This is a genomic window from Butyrivibrio sp. AE3006 (assembly GCF_000424165.1).
Classification (GTDB): domain Bacteria; phylum Bacillota; class Clostridia; order Lachnospirales; family Lachnospiraceae; genus Butyrivibrio.
Window position 1 is genome coordinate 61,632 of record NZ_AUJJ01000002.1, and the last position, 18,805, is coordinate 80,436.

At 42.0% G+C, this 18,805-nt stretch carries 17 protein-coding genes; all 17 read left to right on the plus strand.

The genetic code is table 11. The features are described from left to right. Window positions 1–49 precede the first annotated feature (49 nt). A complete protein-coding gene (locus G603_RS22215) occupies window positions 50–217 on the plus strand; it encodes a hypothetical protein (RefSeq protein WP_155832600.1) in 168 nt (55 codons plus the stop codon). Between the two features lie 132 nt (window positions 218–349). Beyond that, complete coding sequence (locus tag G603_RS0102035) at window positions 350–1,885, plus strand: methyl-accepting chemotaxis protein (protein ID WP_026524154.1); 1,536 nt, start codon at window positions 350–352, stop codon at window positions 1,883–1,885. Between the two features lie 389 nt (window positions 1,886–2,274). Further along, window positions 2,275–2,781 carry a nitroreductase family protein gene (locus G603_RS0102040; RefSeq protein ID WP_026490262.1) on the plus strand — a complete coding sequence of 169 codons (507 nt, stop codon included), beginning with the start codon at window positions 2,275–2,277 and terminating at the stop codon, window positions 2,779–2,781. A gap of 313 nt (window positions 2,782–3,094) precedes the next feature. After that, a complete protein-coding gene (gene ychF / locus G603_RS0102045) occupies window positions 3,095–4,192 on the plus strand; it encodes a redox-regulated ATPase YchF (RefSeq protein ID WP_026524144.1) in 1,098 nt (365 codons plus the stop codon). 103 nt (window positions 4,193–4,295) lie between these two features. Then, on the plus strand, window positions 4,296–5,216 hold the full coding sequence (locus G603_RS18910) for a CPBP family intramembrane glutamic endopeptidase (protein WP_051197739.1): 921 nt from the start codon (window positions 4,296–4,298) through the stop codon (window positions 5,214–5,216). 278 nt (window positions 5,217–5,494) lie between these two features. After that, entirely contained in the window at window positions 5,495–5,935 is a 441-nt protein-coding gene (gene mraZ / locus G603_RS0102055; protein WP_026524143.1) for a division/cell wall cluster transcriptional repressor MraZ, read from the plus strand. Between the two features lie 52 nt (window positions 5,936–5,987). Further along, window positions 5,988–6,932, plus strand: a complete 945-nt coding sequence (gene rsmH, locus G603_RS0102060) for a 16S rRNA (cytosine(1402)-N(4))-methyltransferase RsmH (protein ID WP_026524142.1) — start codon at window positions 5,988–5,990, stop codon at window positions 6,930–6,932. Window positions 6,933–7,022: 90 nt separating this feature from the next. Next, complete coding sequence (locus G603_RS0102065; RefSeq protein ID WP_026524141.1) at window positions 7,023–7,469, plus strand: hypothetical protein; 447 nt, start codon at window positions 7,023–7,025, stop codon at window positions 7,467–7,469. Window positions 7,470–7,491: 22 nt separating this feature from the next. Further along, a complete protein-coding gene (locus G603_RS18915) occupies window positions 7,492–9,801 on the plus strand; it encodes a penicillin-binding transpeptidase domain-containing protein (RefSeq protein ID WP_051197738.1) in 2,310 nt (769 codons plus the stop codon). Window positions 9,802–9,817: 16 nt separating this feature from the next. Then, window positions 9,818–11,191, plus strand: a complete 1,374-nt coding sequence (murD, locus tag G603_RS0102075; protein WP_026524140.1) for a UDP-N-acetylmuramoyl-L-alanine--D-glutamate ligase — start codon at window positions 9,818–9,820, stop codon at window positions 11,189–11,191. An 18-nt stretch (window positions 11,192–11,209) separates the two neighbouring features. Further along, the gene (locus G603_RS0102080) at window positions 11,210–12,358 is read left to right on the plus strand and encodes an FtsW/RodA/SpoVE family cell cycle protein (protein WP_026669164.1); all 1,149 of its coding nucleotides are present in this window, start codon (window positions 11,210–11,212) and stop codon (window positions 12,356–12,358) included. A gap of 85 nt (window positions 12,359–12,443) precedes the next feature. After that, complete coding sequence (locus tag G603_RS0102085; protein WP_242834824.1) at window positions 12,444–13,169, plus strand: cell division protein FtsQ/DivIB; 726 nt, start codon at window positions 12,444–12,446, stop codon at window positions 13,167–13,169. A 76-nt stretch (window positions 13,170–13,245) separates the two neighbouring features. Further along, on the plus strand, window positions 13,246–14,517 hold the full coding sequence (gene ftsZ / locus G603_RS0102090; RefSeq protein WP_026669166.1) for a cell division protein FtsZ: 1,272 nt from the start codon (window positions 13,246–13,248) through the stop codon (window positions 14,515–14,517). A 186-nt stretch (window positions 14,518–14,703) separates the two neighbouring features. Next, a complete protein-coding gene (gene nrdR, locus G603_RS18920; RefSeq protein ID WP_026524136.1) occupies window positions 14,704–15,216 on the plus strand; it encodes a transcriptional regulator NrdR in 513 nt (170 codons plus the stop codon). Window positions 15,217–15,332: 116 nt separating this feature from the next. Next, entirely contained in the window at window positions 15,333–16,946 is a 1,614-nt protein-coding gene (locus G603_RS0102100; protein WP_051197736.1) for an ABC transporter substrate-binding protein, read from the plus strand. A 56-nt stretch (window positions 16,947–17,002) separates the two neighbouring features. Continuing rightward, window positions 17,003–17,947, plus strand: coding sequence for an ABC transporter permease (locus tag G603_RS0102105; protein ID WP_026669167.1), 945 nt, complete (start codon window positions 17,003–17,005; stop codon window positions 17,945–17,947). Continuing rightward, the gene (locus G603_RS0102110) at window positions 17,947–18,786 is read left to right on the plus strand and encodes an ABC transporter permease (RefSeq protein WP_026669168.1); all 840 of its coding nucleotides are present in this window, start codon (window positions 17,947–17,949) and stop codon (window positions 18,784–18,786) included. Before G603_RS0102105 ends, G603_RS0102110 begins: the two co-directional genes overlap by 1 nt. Window positions 18,787–18,805: the final 19 nt, after the last annotated feature.

An 18,805-nucleotide genomic window follows, 5' to 3' on the forward strand; every position in this document is an offset into this window, starting at 1 on the left:
TGGATGAAGGTAGGTATATGAAGGGTATGACATGGATGAAGTATAGAGTATGAAGGTAGAGTATGAGGTGCAGGTTTCGGGCGTGGGATGCTCGGTAGATCTTACTACAAAGGACTATAGCGAATCGCTTGTTTTATATACCATGGGATGGTATTTAGCGGAGCTTACAATAGTCGTAATCTACAAAGTGGGTGGGCAAAAGGGGAAGGTGAAATAAATAATTCATTTCAACGCAGAGTTTTTTAATAATAATTTCAGAGATATTTTCTTATGGGAATTTGCGGAATTTAGTAAAATGGTTGTGGTAATCTAGTTAACATAAACCATTTATCTCAGGAGGTAATTATCAATGAATAAAAAATCTGCTTTTGAAGTATACCTGTCTGCGGTTTTTAAATGGGGTATTACTGCACTGGTATCGGCCTGTATGTTTGCTACAGCAATGTTCATAGTAGAAAAGACAATTGGCTTTTATCAGGTTATCCCTTGGATCGCAGTAATAATTTTCGGTATCATGGATGTGTGTTTCTTTATTACAGGAATGCTGATTCTTAAGTCTTCATTTGATGAAGATGGATATTTAAAAGATGGAAAACTTCAAATAGGAAAGATTTTCTGCTCAGTTGTTCTTATCCTTCAGTGGAACTACATTATTTACATGGTTCCGACCAGAACATTCTGGGGATTTTTATGTTTCTTCCTGATACTTATCGGATTCTTTATGGATATTAAGCTACTGTCCGTTACCGGCAGTATTTGTATTGTTTCTATGTTTATTGCATGGTTTGTCAGAGGCACAGCTCTTTTGCCAGTAAAAGACGAACTCTTTATTACAGATGTAATCATGTGTGTTGTAGGCCTTGTGCTTTCGTTAGCCGGCCTTGTAATGTTCTTATTCTTTGTTTCACACTTTTTGATTACTGCCAAAAAGGATGAGCTTGAAGAGAACAACAGGCGTGTTACAGGTGTTATGGATGCTGTTCGTTCAATATCTTCCAAGATGGTAACTGCAGGAGCAACTCTTTTGGATATCTCATCAAGTGAGAGCGCTTCAGCAGAAGAGCTATCAGCAACAAGTGATGAGCTTGTTAAAAACAGTAATATTCTTGGTAATAAAGCAGATGAGAGTATGGCAAACTTGTCAGAGCTTAATGATTGCGCAAGCATTGTAGAAGAAAATGTTGAGACTGTTGAGAAGACATCTGACAACCTTCTTAAGAAGTCAAAAGAAAATGAGAAATCATTAAATGATCTTCAGGGGATAAATTCTGAAGTTTCTGATTCTATGGCAGTTACAACAGATATTGCAGACAGACTTCTAAAGGCAGTAGAAGAAATTGGAACAACGCTTGAACTTATTCAGGGAATTTCGTCATCAACAAGCCTTCTTGCTCTTAATGCTTCAATTGAGGCCGCAAGAGCGGGTGATGCTGGAAAGGGATTTGCTGTTGTAGCAACTGAAGTTGGTAAGCTTGCAGAAAACACGCAGAGCTCACTTAAGGACGTTGGTGCAATAATTGAAAGAGTTCAGAAGAACGTAGAAGAGATTACAGGACAGGTTGAGATAAATGCCAATAAGCTTGCTGAACAGAATGAACAGTTTAAGACAGTATTTGGCGACATAAGTGAAATGACTACAATGCTGAATGATTCGGTTAATGCAATTGAAGAGATGAATGAGGCACATAAACGCCAGTCAGAAATCATCAAAAAAACTGTTGAGATTAACCAGAATATCGCAGAGAGTATCAGAAGTGAGAACGAGCAGTTTGTGGCTATCAGTACCATGGCTGGAAATAATGCTACAAATACTGAGCATGTTGCACAGCAGGCTAGTGCAATCAATGACATGGTTGATGAGATTAATCGTCTTCTAAATAATTAAAAAGATGTGAGTGTCAAAAGACTGTGCCTTCTAAAAAAGAGGGCACAGTCTTTTTTTTAATACGAGGAAATTGCGCCTTGTCGGCGCAACCTTGAATTAAAGGCCCGGACAAGACCGGGCCATGCAAAGCGGAGGTATGCAGAGTATTATTATCAGTCTACCTCATCAAAGAATTCATCATCTTCGTGCATAAAGTAAGAAATTTTTCACTGACATTTTTAAAATTCATCCCGTATAATTGAGGATGAGTTATTTAACTTATACTTAGTAAATTCGCCGGAGGAACGAGATTCATGAAATTTGCTATGTTACTGTGGAGTTTTGGATTTTTTGAATAACTGACATATCTTTTAAATAACAGAATCAATGTAGCAAAGGAGATTATAGATATGGAATTTAATAAAGTTATTCAGAAGAGAGAGTCTGTTCGTAAGTACAGCGATACAAAGCCAACAGAAGATCAAGTGAAATATATTCTAGAAGCGGGGCGCTTAGCACCAACAGCTTTTAATAAACAACCACAACGAGTGTATATACTAAAAAGTGGAGAAGCTCTTCAGAGGATGGACAGTGTTCATCCATGCCGTTATGGAGCACCGATGGTAATTCTAGTATGTTCCGATAAAAATGCTGCAAGTAATTTTCAGGGTGGAAATAGCTATTTGACAGATGGTGTTATTGCAGCAACACATATGATGCTGGCAGCAACAGATATAGGATTGGATACATGTTGGGCTGGAGTGAATGATGTTCTTAAAACACAGAAGGTTTTTGACCTGCCAGAAAACATCTATCCTATTTGTTTCCTGGATTTGGGATTTCGCGCTAGCGATTTCAAAGGTGTATCTAGCGATAAAAAAAGGAATCCAATTGATTCAATGGTAACTATTTTATAAAAAATTGCGGCGTAGCCTTAGGGCGATTGTAAAGCAGGAGTCATAACCTGCCGCCGTATTTACTCCTGAAGAGGAGTATAGCGGAAAATTCCGCGTTAATTAATGCAGCGCTGTGTCGGAAAAGTCACTGCATGTTTTTACAAATCCGTCCTGACATGGTAATATATACTCGCTGTGTCAGGACTATTTTTATGTCACAATGTGTCATAACGCATAATTAATACAAAAATGGTGCCCGGCGTGGTGCTTGGTACAACAAGCTGAGATAACAAATGGCTTAAATAAAGCATTTATAGAAGGAGAAATATAAAAAATGAAACTAGGAATCGTGGGGCTTCCGAACGTCGGAAAGAGTACCCTTTTTAATTCACTTACAAATGCAGGAGCACTTGCTGCAAACTATCCTTTTGCAACAATTGATCCCAATGTGGGAATCGTAGCAGTGCCGGATAAGAGACTAAAGCTTCTTGGCGACCTTTATAATTCCAAGAAGGTTACACCTGCAACAATCGAGTTCGTTGATATTGCGGGACTTGTTAAGGGTGCATCCAAGGGTGAAGGACTTGGAAACCAGTTCCTTGCTAACATCCGTGAGACAGATGCAATCGTACATGTTGTAAGATGTTTCGAAGATCCCAACGTTGTTCACGTTGATGGAAATGTTGATCCTGCAAGAGATATTGAGACAATCAACTTAGAGCTTGTATTTGCTGATCTTGAAGTTCTTGAGAGAAGAATTGCCAAGACCACCAAGGCTGCAAGAATGGATAAGAGTGCAGCAAAAGAGCTTGAGCTTCTTAATAAGATTAAGGAAGTTCTTGAAGCCGGCAAGATGGCAAGGGAACTTGAGCTGGATGATGAAGATGAGAAGGCTCTTATGAATTCTTATGATCTTCTTACATGGAAGCCTGTAATTTATGCAGCAAACGTTAAGGATGATGATCTTGCAGATGATGGTGCTTCTAACCAGTATGTGGCAGCAGTTCGTGAGCTTGCTGCAAAGTCAGGAAGTGAAGTATTTGTGATCAGTGCTCAGATTGAAGCTGAGATTTCAGAGCTTGAAGCTGATGAGAAGGCAGAGTTCCTTGAGAGCCTTGGTCTTAAAGAGTCAGGTCTTGATAAGCTCATCGCAGCAAGCTACAGAACTCTCGGTCTTATGAGCTTCCTTACATCCGGAGAGGATGAGACCAGAGCATGGACCATCAAGATCGGAACAAAGGCTCCTCAGGCAGCAGGTAAGATTCACACAGACTTTGAGCGTGGTTTCATCAAGGCTGAGGTTATCAATTACGAAGACCTTCTTCGTGAGGGTTCCATTGCAGCAGCAAAGGAGAAAGGCCTTGTCCGCATGGAAGGTAAGGAATATGTAGTACAGGACGGAGACGTGATCCTGTTCAGATTCAACGTGTGATAATTTAAAGCATAGCAGCAAAATATCGAAGGTACCAATGCAAGACAGATTGCCGATTGGTACCTTCTTTTAGATTATTTAATCCCAAAGAAAGAGGTATATTATGAACACTACAAAAAACACAGACTCTAATTTAATGAAATACCTTCGCTGGGTATTTATCATTGCATGGACAATGCAGGTTGCCGTATGGATGCTATATCAGAATGGAGGAAGGTCTGAAGGGCAGCTTCTTATGGCTGTTATGATGTATGTTCCATTGATTGCGGTTCTTATTTCCGGAGAAAAACTTAATGGAATGGGCTGGAAACCCAAATTAAAAGGCAATATAGGAACGCTCCTTTTTGCATGGTTTGCACCGACAGTGCTCACAGCAATTGGCGCGGTAATATACTTCCTGATTTTTTCAAAACATCTTGATCTGACCGGACAGTATATACTCTCTGCATCGGGAGATGCCGGAACGGCTGCTCTGAAGGAACTGGATAATCAGGGTATTTCCTATTTTCAGTATATTCTGATCACATCTGCCAGCGCTTCGCTGTATGCGCCTTTTCTGAATATGTTTGCTGCAATCGGTGAGGAAGCAGGCTGGAGAGGATATATGCAGCCGGTGCTTAATGAGAAATTCGGCAGAACAAAGGGAATCATAATAGGCGGAATAATCTGGGGCATGTGGCACTGGCCGATTATAGGGCTTATTGGATATGAATACGGCTCCAACTACTTTGGATATCCTGTTACCGGAATGCTGCTGTTTTGTGTATTCACAATTGCCATGGGTATCTTATGTGAGATGGTTTATGAAAAAAGCGGATGTATATGGTTTCCTGCGATTTTGCATGGGTCAATAAATGCAGCTGCAACAATTCCGATAGCGCTATGCGTGCCGGATACCGGAAGCTTCAGACTTTTAGGACCTGCACCAAATGGCCTTCTGGCAGGGCTCCCGTTATTTATTGTGGCCGGACTTGTATTTAAATCAAGGTATGCGAGCAGTAAGGAAAAACAGTCTGAGTTTTGATAAAACGAACAAATACATCCGCATGAAAGTTCCGGCATAAAAGTTTATAAAAATTTAGCAATTTACAAAAAATATCACTGGCACAATATATGTCGGCAAAATGTCGACAAATACAATATCTTGTATGGGCGAGCCTCCCACCGGACGGTGAGGGGCTTTTTTGTGCCCAAAATCAGACAAAATGAGCTTTTCGCAAGGTTGTTAAATGAAAAAAAATGGTTTATTATACATGTAGGTGGTAAAAAGTGTCACAAAGTGGTGAAATGTGGTAGAGAATAATGGGAAAGGCGTACAAGGGCGAATATAGCCATTCAATCGATGCAAAAGGGCGACTGATCATCCCGGCCAAGTTTCGCGACCTGCTCGGAGAACAGTTCGTTGTAACAAAAGGCTTTGATGGATGTCTTTTTGCGTTTGATCAGGAAGGCTGGGACGCTTTTGAAGAGAAGCTTAAAGCTTTGCCCATGGATATACCCGGAGCCAGACAGCTTGGAAGATTCTTCATGGCAGGAGCAGATGATGTTGAACTGGATAAGCAGGGAAGAATCCTTCTTAAATCCAACTGGCTGACCCACGCTTCCATAGATAAAGAAGCTGTTGTTGCAGGTGTCGGCAATCGTGTCGAAATCTGGAGCAAGGACAAGTGGGAGGAAGCTACTACTTTTGATGATATTGACAGTATTGCAGCCAAGATGAGCGAGTACGGTTTGAGCATCTAAACCGCAGCTTTTGAGTCCGGAGCATTGCGCCCGGTACAAGGGAAGAGAACAAATGGAATTCAAGCATTACTCAGTACTTCTTAATGAAGTAATAGATAATCTGAATATAAAGCCTGATGGCATATATGTAGATGGAACACTGGGCGGTGCCGGACATTCCAGCCATATTGCCGAGAAACTCTCTGATAAAGGAAGGCTTATCGGTATAGATCAGGATGAGGATGCTATCAAAGCCGCCAGTGAGAGACTTAAGCCCTTCGGCGACAGAGTGACCATCATCCGCGATAATTACGAGAATGCAGTAAGCAGAATAAAAGAGCTTGGAATAGACAGCGTTGACGGGATTCTGCTTGATCTTGGAGTCTCTTCATTCCAGCTTGATAACGAAGAAAGAGGTTTTACCTACAGATTCGATACTCCGCTCGACATGAGAATGGACAGAAGACAGGAACTCACAGCCGGAACAATAGTAAATGAATTCTCTGAAATGGAGATTTTTCATATTATCAAGAATTACGGCGAGGATAAATTCGCCAAAAATATCGCCAAGCACATAGTTGCCAGACGAAGCGAGAAGCCGATTGAGACTACTTTTGAACTAAATGACATCATAAAGGCTGCCATTCCTGCGAGAATGAGAGAAAAGGGAGGACACCCCTCAAAGAGAACTTTTCAGGCTCTCAGAATAGCTTGCAACAGAGAACTCGACGTCCTCGAAAACTCTCTGGATGGAATGATAGATTTTCTCGCTCCCGGCGGAAGGATATGTGTAATAACCTTCCATTCGCTTGAGGACCGAATTGTTAAGAACAATTTCAGGAAAAACGAGAACCCATGCACATGCCCTCCGGAAATTCCGATATGTGTATGTGGCAAAAAATCAAAAGGCAAAGTAATTACACGAAAGCCTATCCTGCCTTCGGAGCAGGAACTTGAAGAGAATAGCAGAAGCGCCAGTGCAAAGCTTCGCGTATTCGAGAGAAGAGAAGAGGCGTAAGAGCCGATCATTTCTTATGGGGGAACAACAAAATGACTAGACGTTAAATCCCATTGCGCTAATTTTTAGGGGATTTACGAGGGGTATATTATGGAGAGAAATTACGTTTACGGTAACACCGTAAGAAAACAGAATGAGCCTGTCAGAAGACAGGAAAGGGAAGTGCCGCTTCACGTTCAGAAGAGAGCACAGGCCAGAAAAAGAGCGCACAGAATGAGTCTCCCTACACTGCTTGGACTTTCACTTGCAGTAGTACTTGCGGGCGGCGTACTTTCTATGTATATAACACTTCAGGCTGATATTAAATCCAGTGTAAAAACCATATCAACCATGGAGGCCAGATTAAATAGTTTGAAACAAGACAATGATGAGGCTTATAATAAAGCGGTTAGCAATCTTGATCTTGAGGAAATAAAAAGAATCGCCATAGGCGAATATGGTATGACTTATGCTACTGAAGGACAGATTGTTACTTATTCCGGTGGCGGCGGAAACGACTATGTAAGACAGGTTGCACCGATACCGGATGGAAATTAAGAGGAATGCCCGGAAGTAAGTTATGAGTAAGAAAAAGAACACCCAAAAATTCACATTGGCAATGAAAAAGAAGCTGGCAGTACTTTTTGCAATTGTACTGCTAGCTTTTGTACTGCTTGGAGTCAGGCTTTTTGTTATAACCAGAGATAACGGGAAAGAATATGAAAAGCAGGTTTTATCCCAGCAAAAATATGACTCATCAACAATTCCCTTCAGAAGAGGCGAGATTGTGGATGCAAACGGAACGGTTCTTGCTTACAGTGAGAAGGTTTACAACGTAATCCTGGATGCCAAGATCATTCTTTCTGATGAAAAGTTCTTAGAACCTACAGTTGAAGCGCTGGTTTCACATTTTGGCTTTGATGAGGGTGAGCTTAGACAGTACATCAAGGATAATCCTTCATCCCAGTATTACACACTGGCCAAGCAGCTTTCTTATGATGAGATCAGTGAATTTCAGTCCATGATAACCTACGGTACTGATAACTATAATAAGCTTATCCAGGGTGTGTGGTTTGAAGAAAACTACATCAGAAAATATCCAAACGGCTCAATGGCAGCCGATGTTGTAGGCTTCACCACAAGCGATAACAACGGAATTTTCGGACTTGAAGAATATTACAACGATGAGCTTAGCGGATCAAACGGCAGAATTTACGGCTATCTTGACGAGGATTCCAACCTTGAGAGAACAACAATTCCTGCAATTGACGGAAACACCATAGTTTCCACAATTGATGGCAATCTCCAGTCCATAGTTGAGAAGCATCTTCGTGAGTTCAACGAGACATATAAAGACAGTGCCCGTGAAGGAAACGCTGCAAATAATGTAGGCTGTATCATGATGGATATCCATACAGGAGATATCCTTGCTATGGCCAGCTATCCTACTTTTGATCTGAATGATACCAAGAATACAGATAATCTTATCGGTATGCCGCGAGTTGATGAAAACGGAAACAAAGTTGCCGGAGAAAGTATATATGATTCCGGTGTGTACATCACTCAGGAAATGCTTGATGAAATGAGCGATGAGGAGAAAATGTGGAACCTCAACGCTCTATGGAGGAATTTCTGTATTTCCGATACTTATGAGCCCGGTTCTGTAGCAAAGCCTTTTACTGTGGCAACAGGACTTGAAGCAGGCAAAATAACAGGTAATGAAGTATATGACTGTAACGGTTATCTCGAAATCGGCGGATACAAAATCCACTGCCACAACAGATACGGTGACGGCGCTGTTTCTGTTGAAAGAGGTATAGAGATTTCCTGTAACGTTGCCATGATGAAAATCGGTCAGGTTATCGGCCAGGATACTTTCTGTAAATTCCAGAAGCAGTTTGGCTTCGGTCTTAAGACAAACATTGATCTTGCGGGAGAGGCCAGAACAGAAGGCCTTACCTACACGGCTGAAAACATGGGATCCACAGAACTGGCAACAGGTACCTTCGGACAGGGCTTTAACGTCGATATGATCGAGATGATCTCTGCTTTCAGCTCACTTGTAAATGGCGGCAATTTTTACGAGCCTCACATTGTAAGCAAAATTCAGAATTCATCCGGTGCTACTGTTAAGAGCATCGAGCCAAGAATCTTAAGACAGACAGTTTCTGAGTCTACCTCAGATAAAATAATTGAGTATTGTAACCAGGTTGTAGCCGGGGATGAAGGTACAGGTAAAACTGCAAGACCTGCAGGATATATGATCGGTGGCAAAACAGGAACCGCTCAGACAGTACCCCGTGGAAACAGACAGTATGTCGTTTCTTTCATGGGCTATGCTCCTGCAAATGATCCTCAGATTGCAATCTATGTTGTAGTAGACAGACCAAATACAGTTGAGCAGGACGATGCAAAGTTTGCTACAAGAATAGTAAGAGCGGTCCTTACAGAAGCGCTTCCTTACCTTAACTTCCCTATGACAGAACCTGTTACAGAGGAAGAGCAGGCAGAGCTTGAAGCACTCAGAGAAAAAGAAATCATGATGAGTGCTGCCCAGGAAGCAGAGGTTGTGGAATCCGAAGACGGCGAAGAAGGCGAAGCTGCTGAAGGTGCAGAAGAGGCTACAGGCGAGAATGCCGAAGGCGAAGAAGGCACAGTAGAAGGTGATGATGCCGATGGCGGCGACGGAATCTGGGAAAAAATTCCTGAGGGCGAAGAAAAACCTGAAAATGCAGGCGAAGCCGAGGATGAAAACAAGGAACCTATTTGGAAGTCATTTGAAATGGATCCAGAAACGGGGTATTATATTGACCCGGAAACAGGCGGATTTATAGATCCGGAAGACGGACATATGATCGGCGGAGATCCGCTTCCTGATTTTGGTGAGTAAAAGGGGAAATATTGTTATGAAAGCACAGGATTTAAAAGGTAACAAGGTACTTATAATCGGAACAGGTATTTCGGGTATCGGAAGCGCGAAGCTTCTTGGAAAAGCCGGAGCTGTTCCTGTTATCCTTGATGAAAATACCAAGGTATATGAGAGAGAAGTAAGGACAAAGCTTGAGGGATACACCGGAGAAGAGCCGGAGATAATAATCGGTCAGCTTCCCGATGAAAAAATAAAGGAAATCGTTCTTGTGGTACCAAGCCCTGCTGTACCCATGGACTCACCTATAATGCTCAGACTTAAAGAAGCAGGAATCCCGGTATGGAGCGAGATCGAACTTGCTTACAATTTTGCAAAGGGCAGAATGATTGCGATCACAGGAACAAATGGAAAAACCACCACAACAACACTTGTGGGCGAGATAATGGCTGCTCATTTTGCATCCACTTATGTGGTTGGAAATATTGGATATTCCTATGCAGAGCGTGCTCTTGAGATGACAGACGACACAGTATCAATAGGCGAGATAAGCAGCTTCCAGCTTGAAGCTGTTGAGAATTTCCATGCATCCGTTTCTGCGATTCTCAACATCACACCGGATCATTTGAACAGACATCACACCATGGAATGCTATGCATCCATGAAGGAGAATATTACCAATAATCAGACAAAAGAGGACACCTGTGTCCTTAATTATGATAACGAATATACAAGGGCTTTTGCAGACAGATGTCCTGCTAAGGTTGTATTTTTCTCATCTGCATCAAAGCTTGAAAATGGCTATTATCTTGCGGATGACGAGATCATGTATGCAGAAAACGGAAGTTCAACCTTTGTTATGAATGTTCATGACATGAATCTTGTGGGCACCTGCAATTATGAGAATGTCATGGCGGCTATCGCTATGGGCAGAGCCATGGGCGTGCCTATGGAGACGATTCTTAAGGCGGTCCATGATTTCAAGGCGGTTGAGCACAGAATCGAGTTTGTGGCAACCAAGAACGGTGTGACCTACTACAATGATTCCAAGGGTACAAATCCCGATGCTGCCATCCAGGGTATCAAGGCAATGTGCAGACCCACATACCTTATCGGAGGAGGCTACGACAAGGGCAGCGAGTATGATGAATGGATAAATGCTTTTGACGGAAAAGTGAAAAAGCTTGTTCTTATCGGAGCAACAAAGGAGAAGATAGCGCAGTGTGCCGATAAAAACGGTTTCCATGACTATGTTTTCATGAATTCTTTTAAGGAAGCGCTTAAATATTGCAGCGATAATGCTGTTTCGGGAGATGCGGTTTTACTTTCGCCCGCATGTGCAAGCTGGGATATGTTCCCCAGTTATGAAGTGAGAGGTAAACAGTTCAAAGACTATGTAAATAGCCTTAAATAAACCTTTGAGGGGAGATTTATGCAGGCAGCCAGAACCATCGACAGACCAAAGAGAGAGCTGTACGTAGATTACAGTATGATATTTATCGTACTGTTTCTGCTTGCTTTTGGTCTGATCATGCTATATTCAACAAGTTCATACGAAGCGTCGATCGATTATCATGATTCGGCGTACTATTTCAAGAAACAGCTAGGCTTTACCATATTCGGAATAGGTGTAATGGCTGTTGTTTCAAGAGTTCCATATCGTATTTACAAAAAGTTTGCGGTTTTTATGTATGCATTTGCAGCGGTTATGGTACTTCTTGTAAAAACAAGTCTTGGAAAAGAGGTAAACGGTGCCAGGAGATGGCTCAGATTCGGACCTTTGGGTATTCAGCCCGCAGAGGTTGCTAAGCTGTGTATGATCATCGTTATGGCTTCGTTTATCGCTGCAGCCAACAGGAAAATAGCCACGACCAGAGGCTTTTGGACCACGTTTTTGATCCCTGCTCCAATCAGTATTATGGTGTGGCAGATAACTGAGAATCTAAGTTCAGCCATAATAATTTACGGAATTACGTTTTTGATGCTCTTTGTTTCAACTCCGGGATATCGACGATTTATCCTGATTGCTACGGGAGCGGTAGGCCTTGCGGCGATAATCGTATTCGCCATTGCCAAGGCCGGATATAACAGTGAACTAAACTTCAGATTTGTGCGAATTCTTGCATGGCTTGATCCGGAAGCCTATGTAAACGATAAGGGGTATCAGACCCTTCAGGCTCTTTATGCCATCGGCTCCGGCGGAATTTTTGGAAAAGGCCTGGGGGAAAGTATGCAGAAGCTGGGCTTTATTCCTGAAGCTCAAAATGATATGATATTCTCTATTATATGCGAAGAATTGGGGCTTTTAGGCGCCATTGCGGTTCTTTTCATGTTTGCGCTGCTTATATGGAGAATGGTCATTGTAGCCAATAATGCACCGGATATGTACGGGGCTCTCCTTGTTATAGGCGTAATAGGTCATATCGCGCTGCAGGTTATCCTGAATGTGGCGGTTGTGACCAATACTATTCCCAACACGGGTATTACTCTGCCTTTCATCAGTTATGGTGGTAGTGCGACGGTATTTTTGCTGGTCGAAATAGGAATAGTGTTTAACGTGGCGAGAAATATTGAACTTTGAGTAGAACAAAAAGATGGTAAAAAGACGAAGGCGTGTAAAAAGATATAGGGAAAAGGCTCCCCGAATGAGCTTTGGGGAGCTGTTTATGTTACACAAAAGTCTTTTCATTCTTGGCGCTTTTGTCATTATTCTTCTGATAGCGATTTTGTCTGCCGCCATATATATTTATAAAAATTATACGGTTGTAAATACATATGTTGACGGAAATACGCATTATACCGACCAGGAAATAATGGATATGGTCATGGATGGCAGATTTGGTCATAACTCCATCTACCTGTCCTTTAAATACAGAGATAAAGCCATTACAGGTATCCCTTTTGTTGAAAAAATGGATGTTGAGGTCGTTTCACCTGACACCATCAAGATAAATGTGTATGAGAAGGCTGTTGCGGGTTATGTTAAGTATCTCGACAGATATATTTATTTTGACAGGGACGGAATAGTGGTTGAGACCTCCAGCGAACCTTCAGAAGGCGTTCCGCTGGTTTTGGGCCTTGATTTTGACTACGTGGTGCTCCATGAGAAGCTTCCTGTTGCAGATGACAATATTTTTGCAGAAATTCTCGATGTTACACAGGTTTTGACCAAATACAATCTGGATGCCGACAAAATATTTTTTGACAGTGAATTTCACATTTATATTTATTTTGACTCGGTAGAGGTGAGCCTGGGAACTAATGAAAATATTGATGAGAAAATCATACAGCTACAGTACATTTTGCCAAAACTTGAAGGAAAAAGCGGCATATTAGAAATGTCAGATTACGACGCAAATACTCAGAACATAACTTTTGAAGAGAAAAAATAAAAATTCTATGTTGTAAAATTTCTAAAAAAATTATAATATAGTTTAGGAGTTTTAGTTATGAAGGAGGAGCACTATCTTGCTTGAAATAAAGTCAAACGAGGCAGAATCCGGTGCCAAGATCATAGTTGTTGGGGTTGGCGGTGCAGGAAATAACGCTGTTAACAGAATGGTGGAAGAAAGTATTTCCGGTGTAGAATTTATCGGAATTAATACAGATAAGCAGGCGCTTCAGCTTTGCAAAGCACCTAAGCTTTTGCAGATCGGAGAGAAGTTGACCAAGGGCCTTGGTGCGGGAGCCAAGCCTGAAATCGGTCAGAAAGCAGCTGAAGAGAGTCAGGAGGAGATTACCGAAGCTCTTAAGGGAGCAGACATGGTATTCGTTACCTGTGGTATGGGTGGCGGTACCGGTACCGGTGCAGCTCCTGTTGTTGCCAAGCTTGCAAAGGATATGGGTATTCTTACTGTAGGTGTAGTAACGAAGCCTTTTGCTTTCGAGGCAAGAGTTCGTATGCAGAACGCACTTAATGGTATCAATACCATCAAGAATAATGTTGATACTCTTATCGTTATTCCCAACGATAAGTTACTTCAGATTGTAGACAGACGTACTACTATGCCTGATGCTCTTAAGAAGGCTGACGAAGTACTTCAGCAGGCTGTTCAGGGAATCACTGATCTTATCAATGTTCCTGCAGCAATCAACCTTGATTTCGCTGACGTACAGACAGTCATGAAGGATAAGGGTATTGCTCATATCGGTATCGGATCCGGTAAGGGTGATGACAAGGCTACAGACGCTGTTAAGATGGCAGTTGAGTCACCTCTTCTTGAGACCAAGATCAATGGTGCGTCCAATGTTATCATCAATGTATCCGGTGATATCTCTCTTATGGATGGTTCCATTGCAGCTGATTACATCCGTAATCTTGCAGGTGATGATGCTAATATCATCTTCGGTGCTATGTATGATGAGACTATGTCTGATTCCTGTAACGTAACTGTTATCGCTACAGGTATCGAGGATAAGAACAACGGACCTTTACCCAAGGTTACAACTCGTCCTCAGGGAGTAGCACAGCCTACAGCAACACAGGCAGCTCCTGTACAGACAGCAGCACAGCAGCCCACAGCTCAGACAGTAACTCCTCAGACAACTGTGCAGCCCACAATCAGTACTCTTGAGAATGCTCATACAGCTCAGGAAGTGACAGCACCCAAGACTGCTCCTACACCGGCACCTACTCAGCAGGCAGCTAAGCCTACATCAGGTCTTAGATCTACACCTGAGGTACGCAGCAGTGTAGCTCCCAGAAGTCTTACAATTCCGGATTTCTTACAGAAGAAATAATAGATAGTGTTTAATTAATATATAAGAACAACTGCAAACCTGCAGTTGTTCTTTTTTTACACCTTTCTGCATGATATTTTGTGTGGATTATTACGAAAAATGGTGTTACAATAACTTGTGTGGGTGAATTTTGCGAGCCCCAAATATTGACATTGGTTGTGTGCAATACACAGAAAGGTTAGTGTTATGAAATGTCCCTTTTGCGGTAAAGACAACACTCGGGTAATTGATTCCAGACCTGCTGATGAGAATACTTCCATCAGACGCAGACGTGTCTGCGATTCATGTGGTAAGAGATTTACCACCTATGAGAAGGTCGAGACTATTCCTCTTATTGTTATCAAGAAGGATAATAACCGCGAGCCTTATAATCGTGCCAAGATTGAGGCCGGTGTTTTGAGAGCTTGCCATAAGAGACCTGTCAGTGCTGAACAGATTACCCAGATTGTTGATGCTGTTGAGACAGAAGTATTTAACCTTGAACAGAAGGAGATACCCAGCCGTATTATCGGTGAGCTTTGCATGGAAAAGATGAAGAATCTCGATCCTGTTGCTTATGTAAGATTTGCATCTGTTTATCGTGAGTTCAAGGATGTTAACACCTTCATGGATGAGCTCAAGATTGTTCTTGAGAAGGAAGAGGAAGGCGTTATCACTGACGCAACTGATAAAAGCACACCGCTTCTTAAAAAAGAATAATAGTGCCCTTGACACGTGACCTATCTTTCCGTATAGTTTATAGGCGTGGGTAAAAGGTGCTTAAACCAGGTGCCTGAATACTCGGAAAAATTTAATACAGAAAGAAGGATTGTAACATGATGAAGAAAAAGATTGAGAGGAAAAGAGGCCTTTCTATTCTCTTAGTTGTGTTGACGACACTGACTCTTACATTGGGCGGATGCTCAAGTAAAAAGGCAGACGATTCCAGTACAGATGCGAACGGACAGACTGCAGATGCCAGTTCAGAGGTGAACGGTGAAGCAGGTAGCGAAGATGGCACTGTATCAGCGGAAGATCTTTCACAGATTACTATCGGTATTCCTCAGGATATTGACAGTATGGACCCGCATCTTGCAAAATCAGCGGGAACCAGAGAGATACTGTTCAATGTTTATGAAGGACTGGTAAAGCCCGATGCAGATGGTAATCTTCAGCCTGCCATAGCCAGTGACTACACAATTTCAGATGATGGAAAGACTTACACTTTCACACTGAGAGATGGAGTTAAGTTCCATGATGGATCCACGGTTACGGTAGAGGATGTAAAATATTCGATTGAGCGTAATGCCGGTACCGATGGAAGTGATCCGTTGATATCGGCTTTTTCTAATATTGAAAGCGTTGAGACACCGGATGAGTCCACTATTGTACTGACACTTAAGGAAGCAAACACAGAGTTCCTTGCATATATGATAGTATCTATCATACCTGCATCTAATGAGGATCCTGAGGGTAATCCTATCGGAACAGGCCCTTACAAGTTTGTATCCCGTTCTCCTCAGGAGAATGTCATTCTCACGAAGTTTGATGATTACTGGGGTGATGCAGCTTACATCAAGGATATCACTCTCAAGGTTGTAGCTAACTCAGATTCAATCGTAATGGAGTTAGAGGGCGGCTCACTTGATATGTATGCACGTGTAACAAGTGCTCAGGTATCACAGCTTTCCGATAAGTTTGATGTTTACGAAGGAACCATGAACCTGGTACAGGCTCTTTACCTCAACAATGCAAAGGAGCCATTTAACAATGTTCAGGTACGTCAGGCTCTCTGCTATGCAATTGATCCTCAGACAATCATGGACTTTGTTTCAGATGGTAAGGGTACAGAGATCGGAAGTAGTATGTTCCCTTCATTCGGTAAGTACTTTGATGAGAGTCTTAACGACACATATAACCAGGATATAGCTAAGGCTAAGGAGCTTCTTGCAGAAGCAGGATATCCTAACGGTTTTGATTTCACAATCACTGTTCCTTCCAACTACACACAGCACGTTGATACAGCTCAGGTGCTTGTTGAGCAGTTTAAGGAGATTGGTGTAAACGCTACTATCCAGGAAGTTGAATGGAATACATGGCTTGATGATGTTTATACTAACCGTAACTTCCAGTCAACAGTAGTAGGTGTTGATGCATCTACACTTACAGCTTATGCGCTTCTTTCCAGATATGGTTCAGATGCACATAACAACTTCATCAACTTCAGCGATGCTGATTATGATGCAGCTCTTGCAGCAGCAGTTAAGGCAACTGATGACGCTGAGAAAACAGCTAAGTATAAGGAATGTGAGAAGATCCTTTCCGAGAAGGCTGCAAACGTATACATTCAGGACCTTCCTGAATTCGTAGTTCTCAATAAGAATTACACAGGATATACATTCTATCCGCTTTATGCGCAGGATTTTGCAAAGATCAAGCCTGCACAGTAATGACTGCTTAATAAGAGCAGGGATTCAATAATTTTGTAAAAAAGAGGAACACGCATATGAGATATATATTGAAAAAGGTTTTAAGCATGGTGCTTACTTTGTTCGTTGTATCTCTGTGCGTGTTTTTAGCTTTCAGCCTTATCCCCGGAGATCCCGTAACAAGAATGTTCGGAACAGAGGCAACTCCGGAGCTTATAGCTCAGTACAGAGAGAAGATGGGACTTAACGACCCGCTTCTTGTGAGATATTTCAGATGGTTTACTTCTTTTATTCAGGGAGACATGGGTACTTCTTATGATTACAAGATTCCTGTAGCAGGAATGATAGCTGAGAAGATACCGATCACTCTTACTTTGGCGATTATGTCATTCGTAATCATGGTTCTTATTTCAATTCCTCTTGGAATATATATTGCCAAGCATGAAAACGGAATCATGGATCACATTATTTCAATATTAAATCAGATAATAATGGCGATCCCGCCTTTCTTTTCAGGTATTCTCATAACCTTCTTTTTCGGAGTTATTTTGAGAGTATTTAAGCCCGGCGGTTTCGTTTCATATACAAAGGATTTTGGAGCATTTATTAAGTATTTGATTCTTCCTGCGGTTGCCATTGCTCTTCCTAAGGCTGCTATGGCTACCAAGCTTCTCAGAGGCTCGGTTATTGAGGAAGCAGGCAAGGATTACACAAGAACTGCTTATAGCAGAGGGAATACCACTAATGCGGTGCTGTACCTCCACGTGCTTAAGAATGCCATGATACCTGTAGTTACTTTTATGGGTATGGCTCTTGCAGACATGGTTGCAGGAAGTATTGTTATCGAGCAGGTTTTTGGTATTCCCGGTATCAGCAGGATTTTGCTCACGTCCATAAACAATAGAGATTATCCCGTTGTCGAAGCCATTATAATGGGCATAGCGATAATGGTTCTTGTTATAAATCTTTTGGTAGATATCATTTACAGGATAATAGATCCCAGAATCGAGGTGGAGGAGTAATGAAAAGATTTTTAGCACTTTTCAGAAAAAACAAAGCCACCGGCAAAAGGAATTCATACCTGATTTTGGGATGCATATTTACAGGTGTGATCCTGCTCATGGTTTTAATAGGACTTTTTTATATGCCGTATTCACCCACCAAGATGGATGCGTCCTCCAAGCTTCAGGGCTTTTCATTTAAGCATTGGATGGGAACCGATCACATGGGAAGAGATGTTCTTAGCAGAGTTATGTACGGAAGCAGAGTGACTCTTGCAATTGCGGCATCCACCATTGTTATCGGCGCCGGACTCGGCACTATCATTGGGGCTCTTACGGGATATTTTGGCGGAATATTTGATGAGATCAGCATGAGAATCATCGACGCCATGCTTGCTTTCCCAAGTATCCTGTTGTCATTGGTGTTTGTCAGCCTTTTTGGAACAGGTACATATCAGGTGGCGGTAGCTCTTGGTATTTCCTTTGTTCCAAGCTTTGCAAGAATTGTAAGGGGCGAGTTCCTTAGAAGTAAGAACATGGATTACGTAGAGGTGGCAAGGCTTCAGGGCGTATCAGACCTTCGAATCATTTTTGTACATATATTGCCCAACACTGTTGGTGTCCTTATGTCATCTATTATGATCGGCTTCAACAATGCGGTACTTGCTGAAGCGGGACTTAGTTTCCTTGGAATTGGAGCGCAACCGCCATACGCAAGTCTTGGAAATATGCTTTCGGATGCACAGAGTTATCTTTTCAACAGACCAAGCTATGTTATCGGCATAGGCGTTGTAATAGTAATTATGGTTTTGGGCTTTTCATTCCTCAGCGAAGGAATAAAGAGAATTTCAAATTATTGATTTATACCTGTATTTTAGG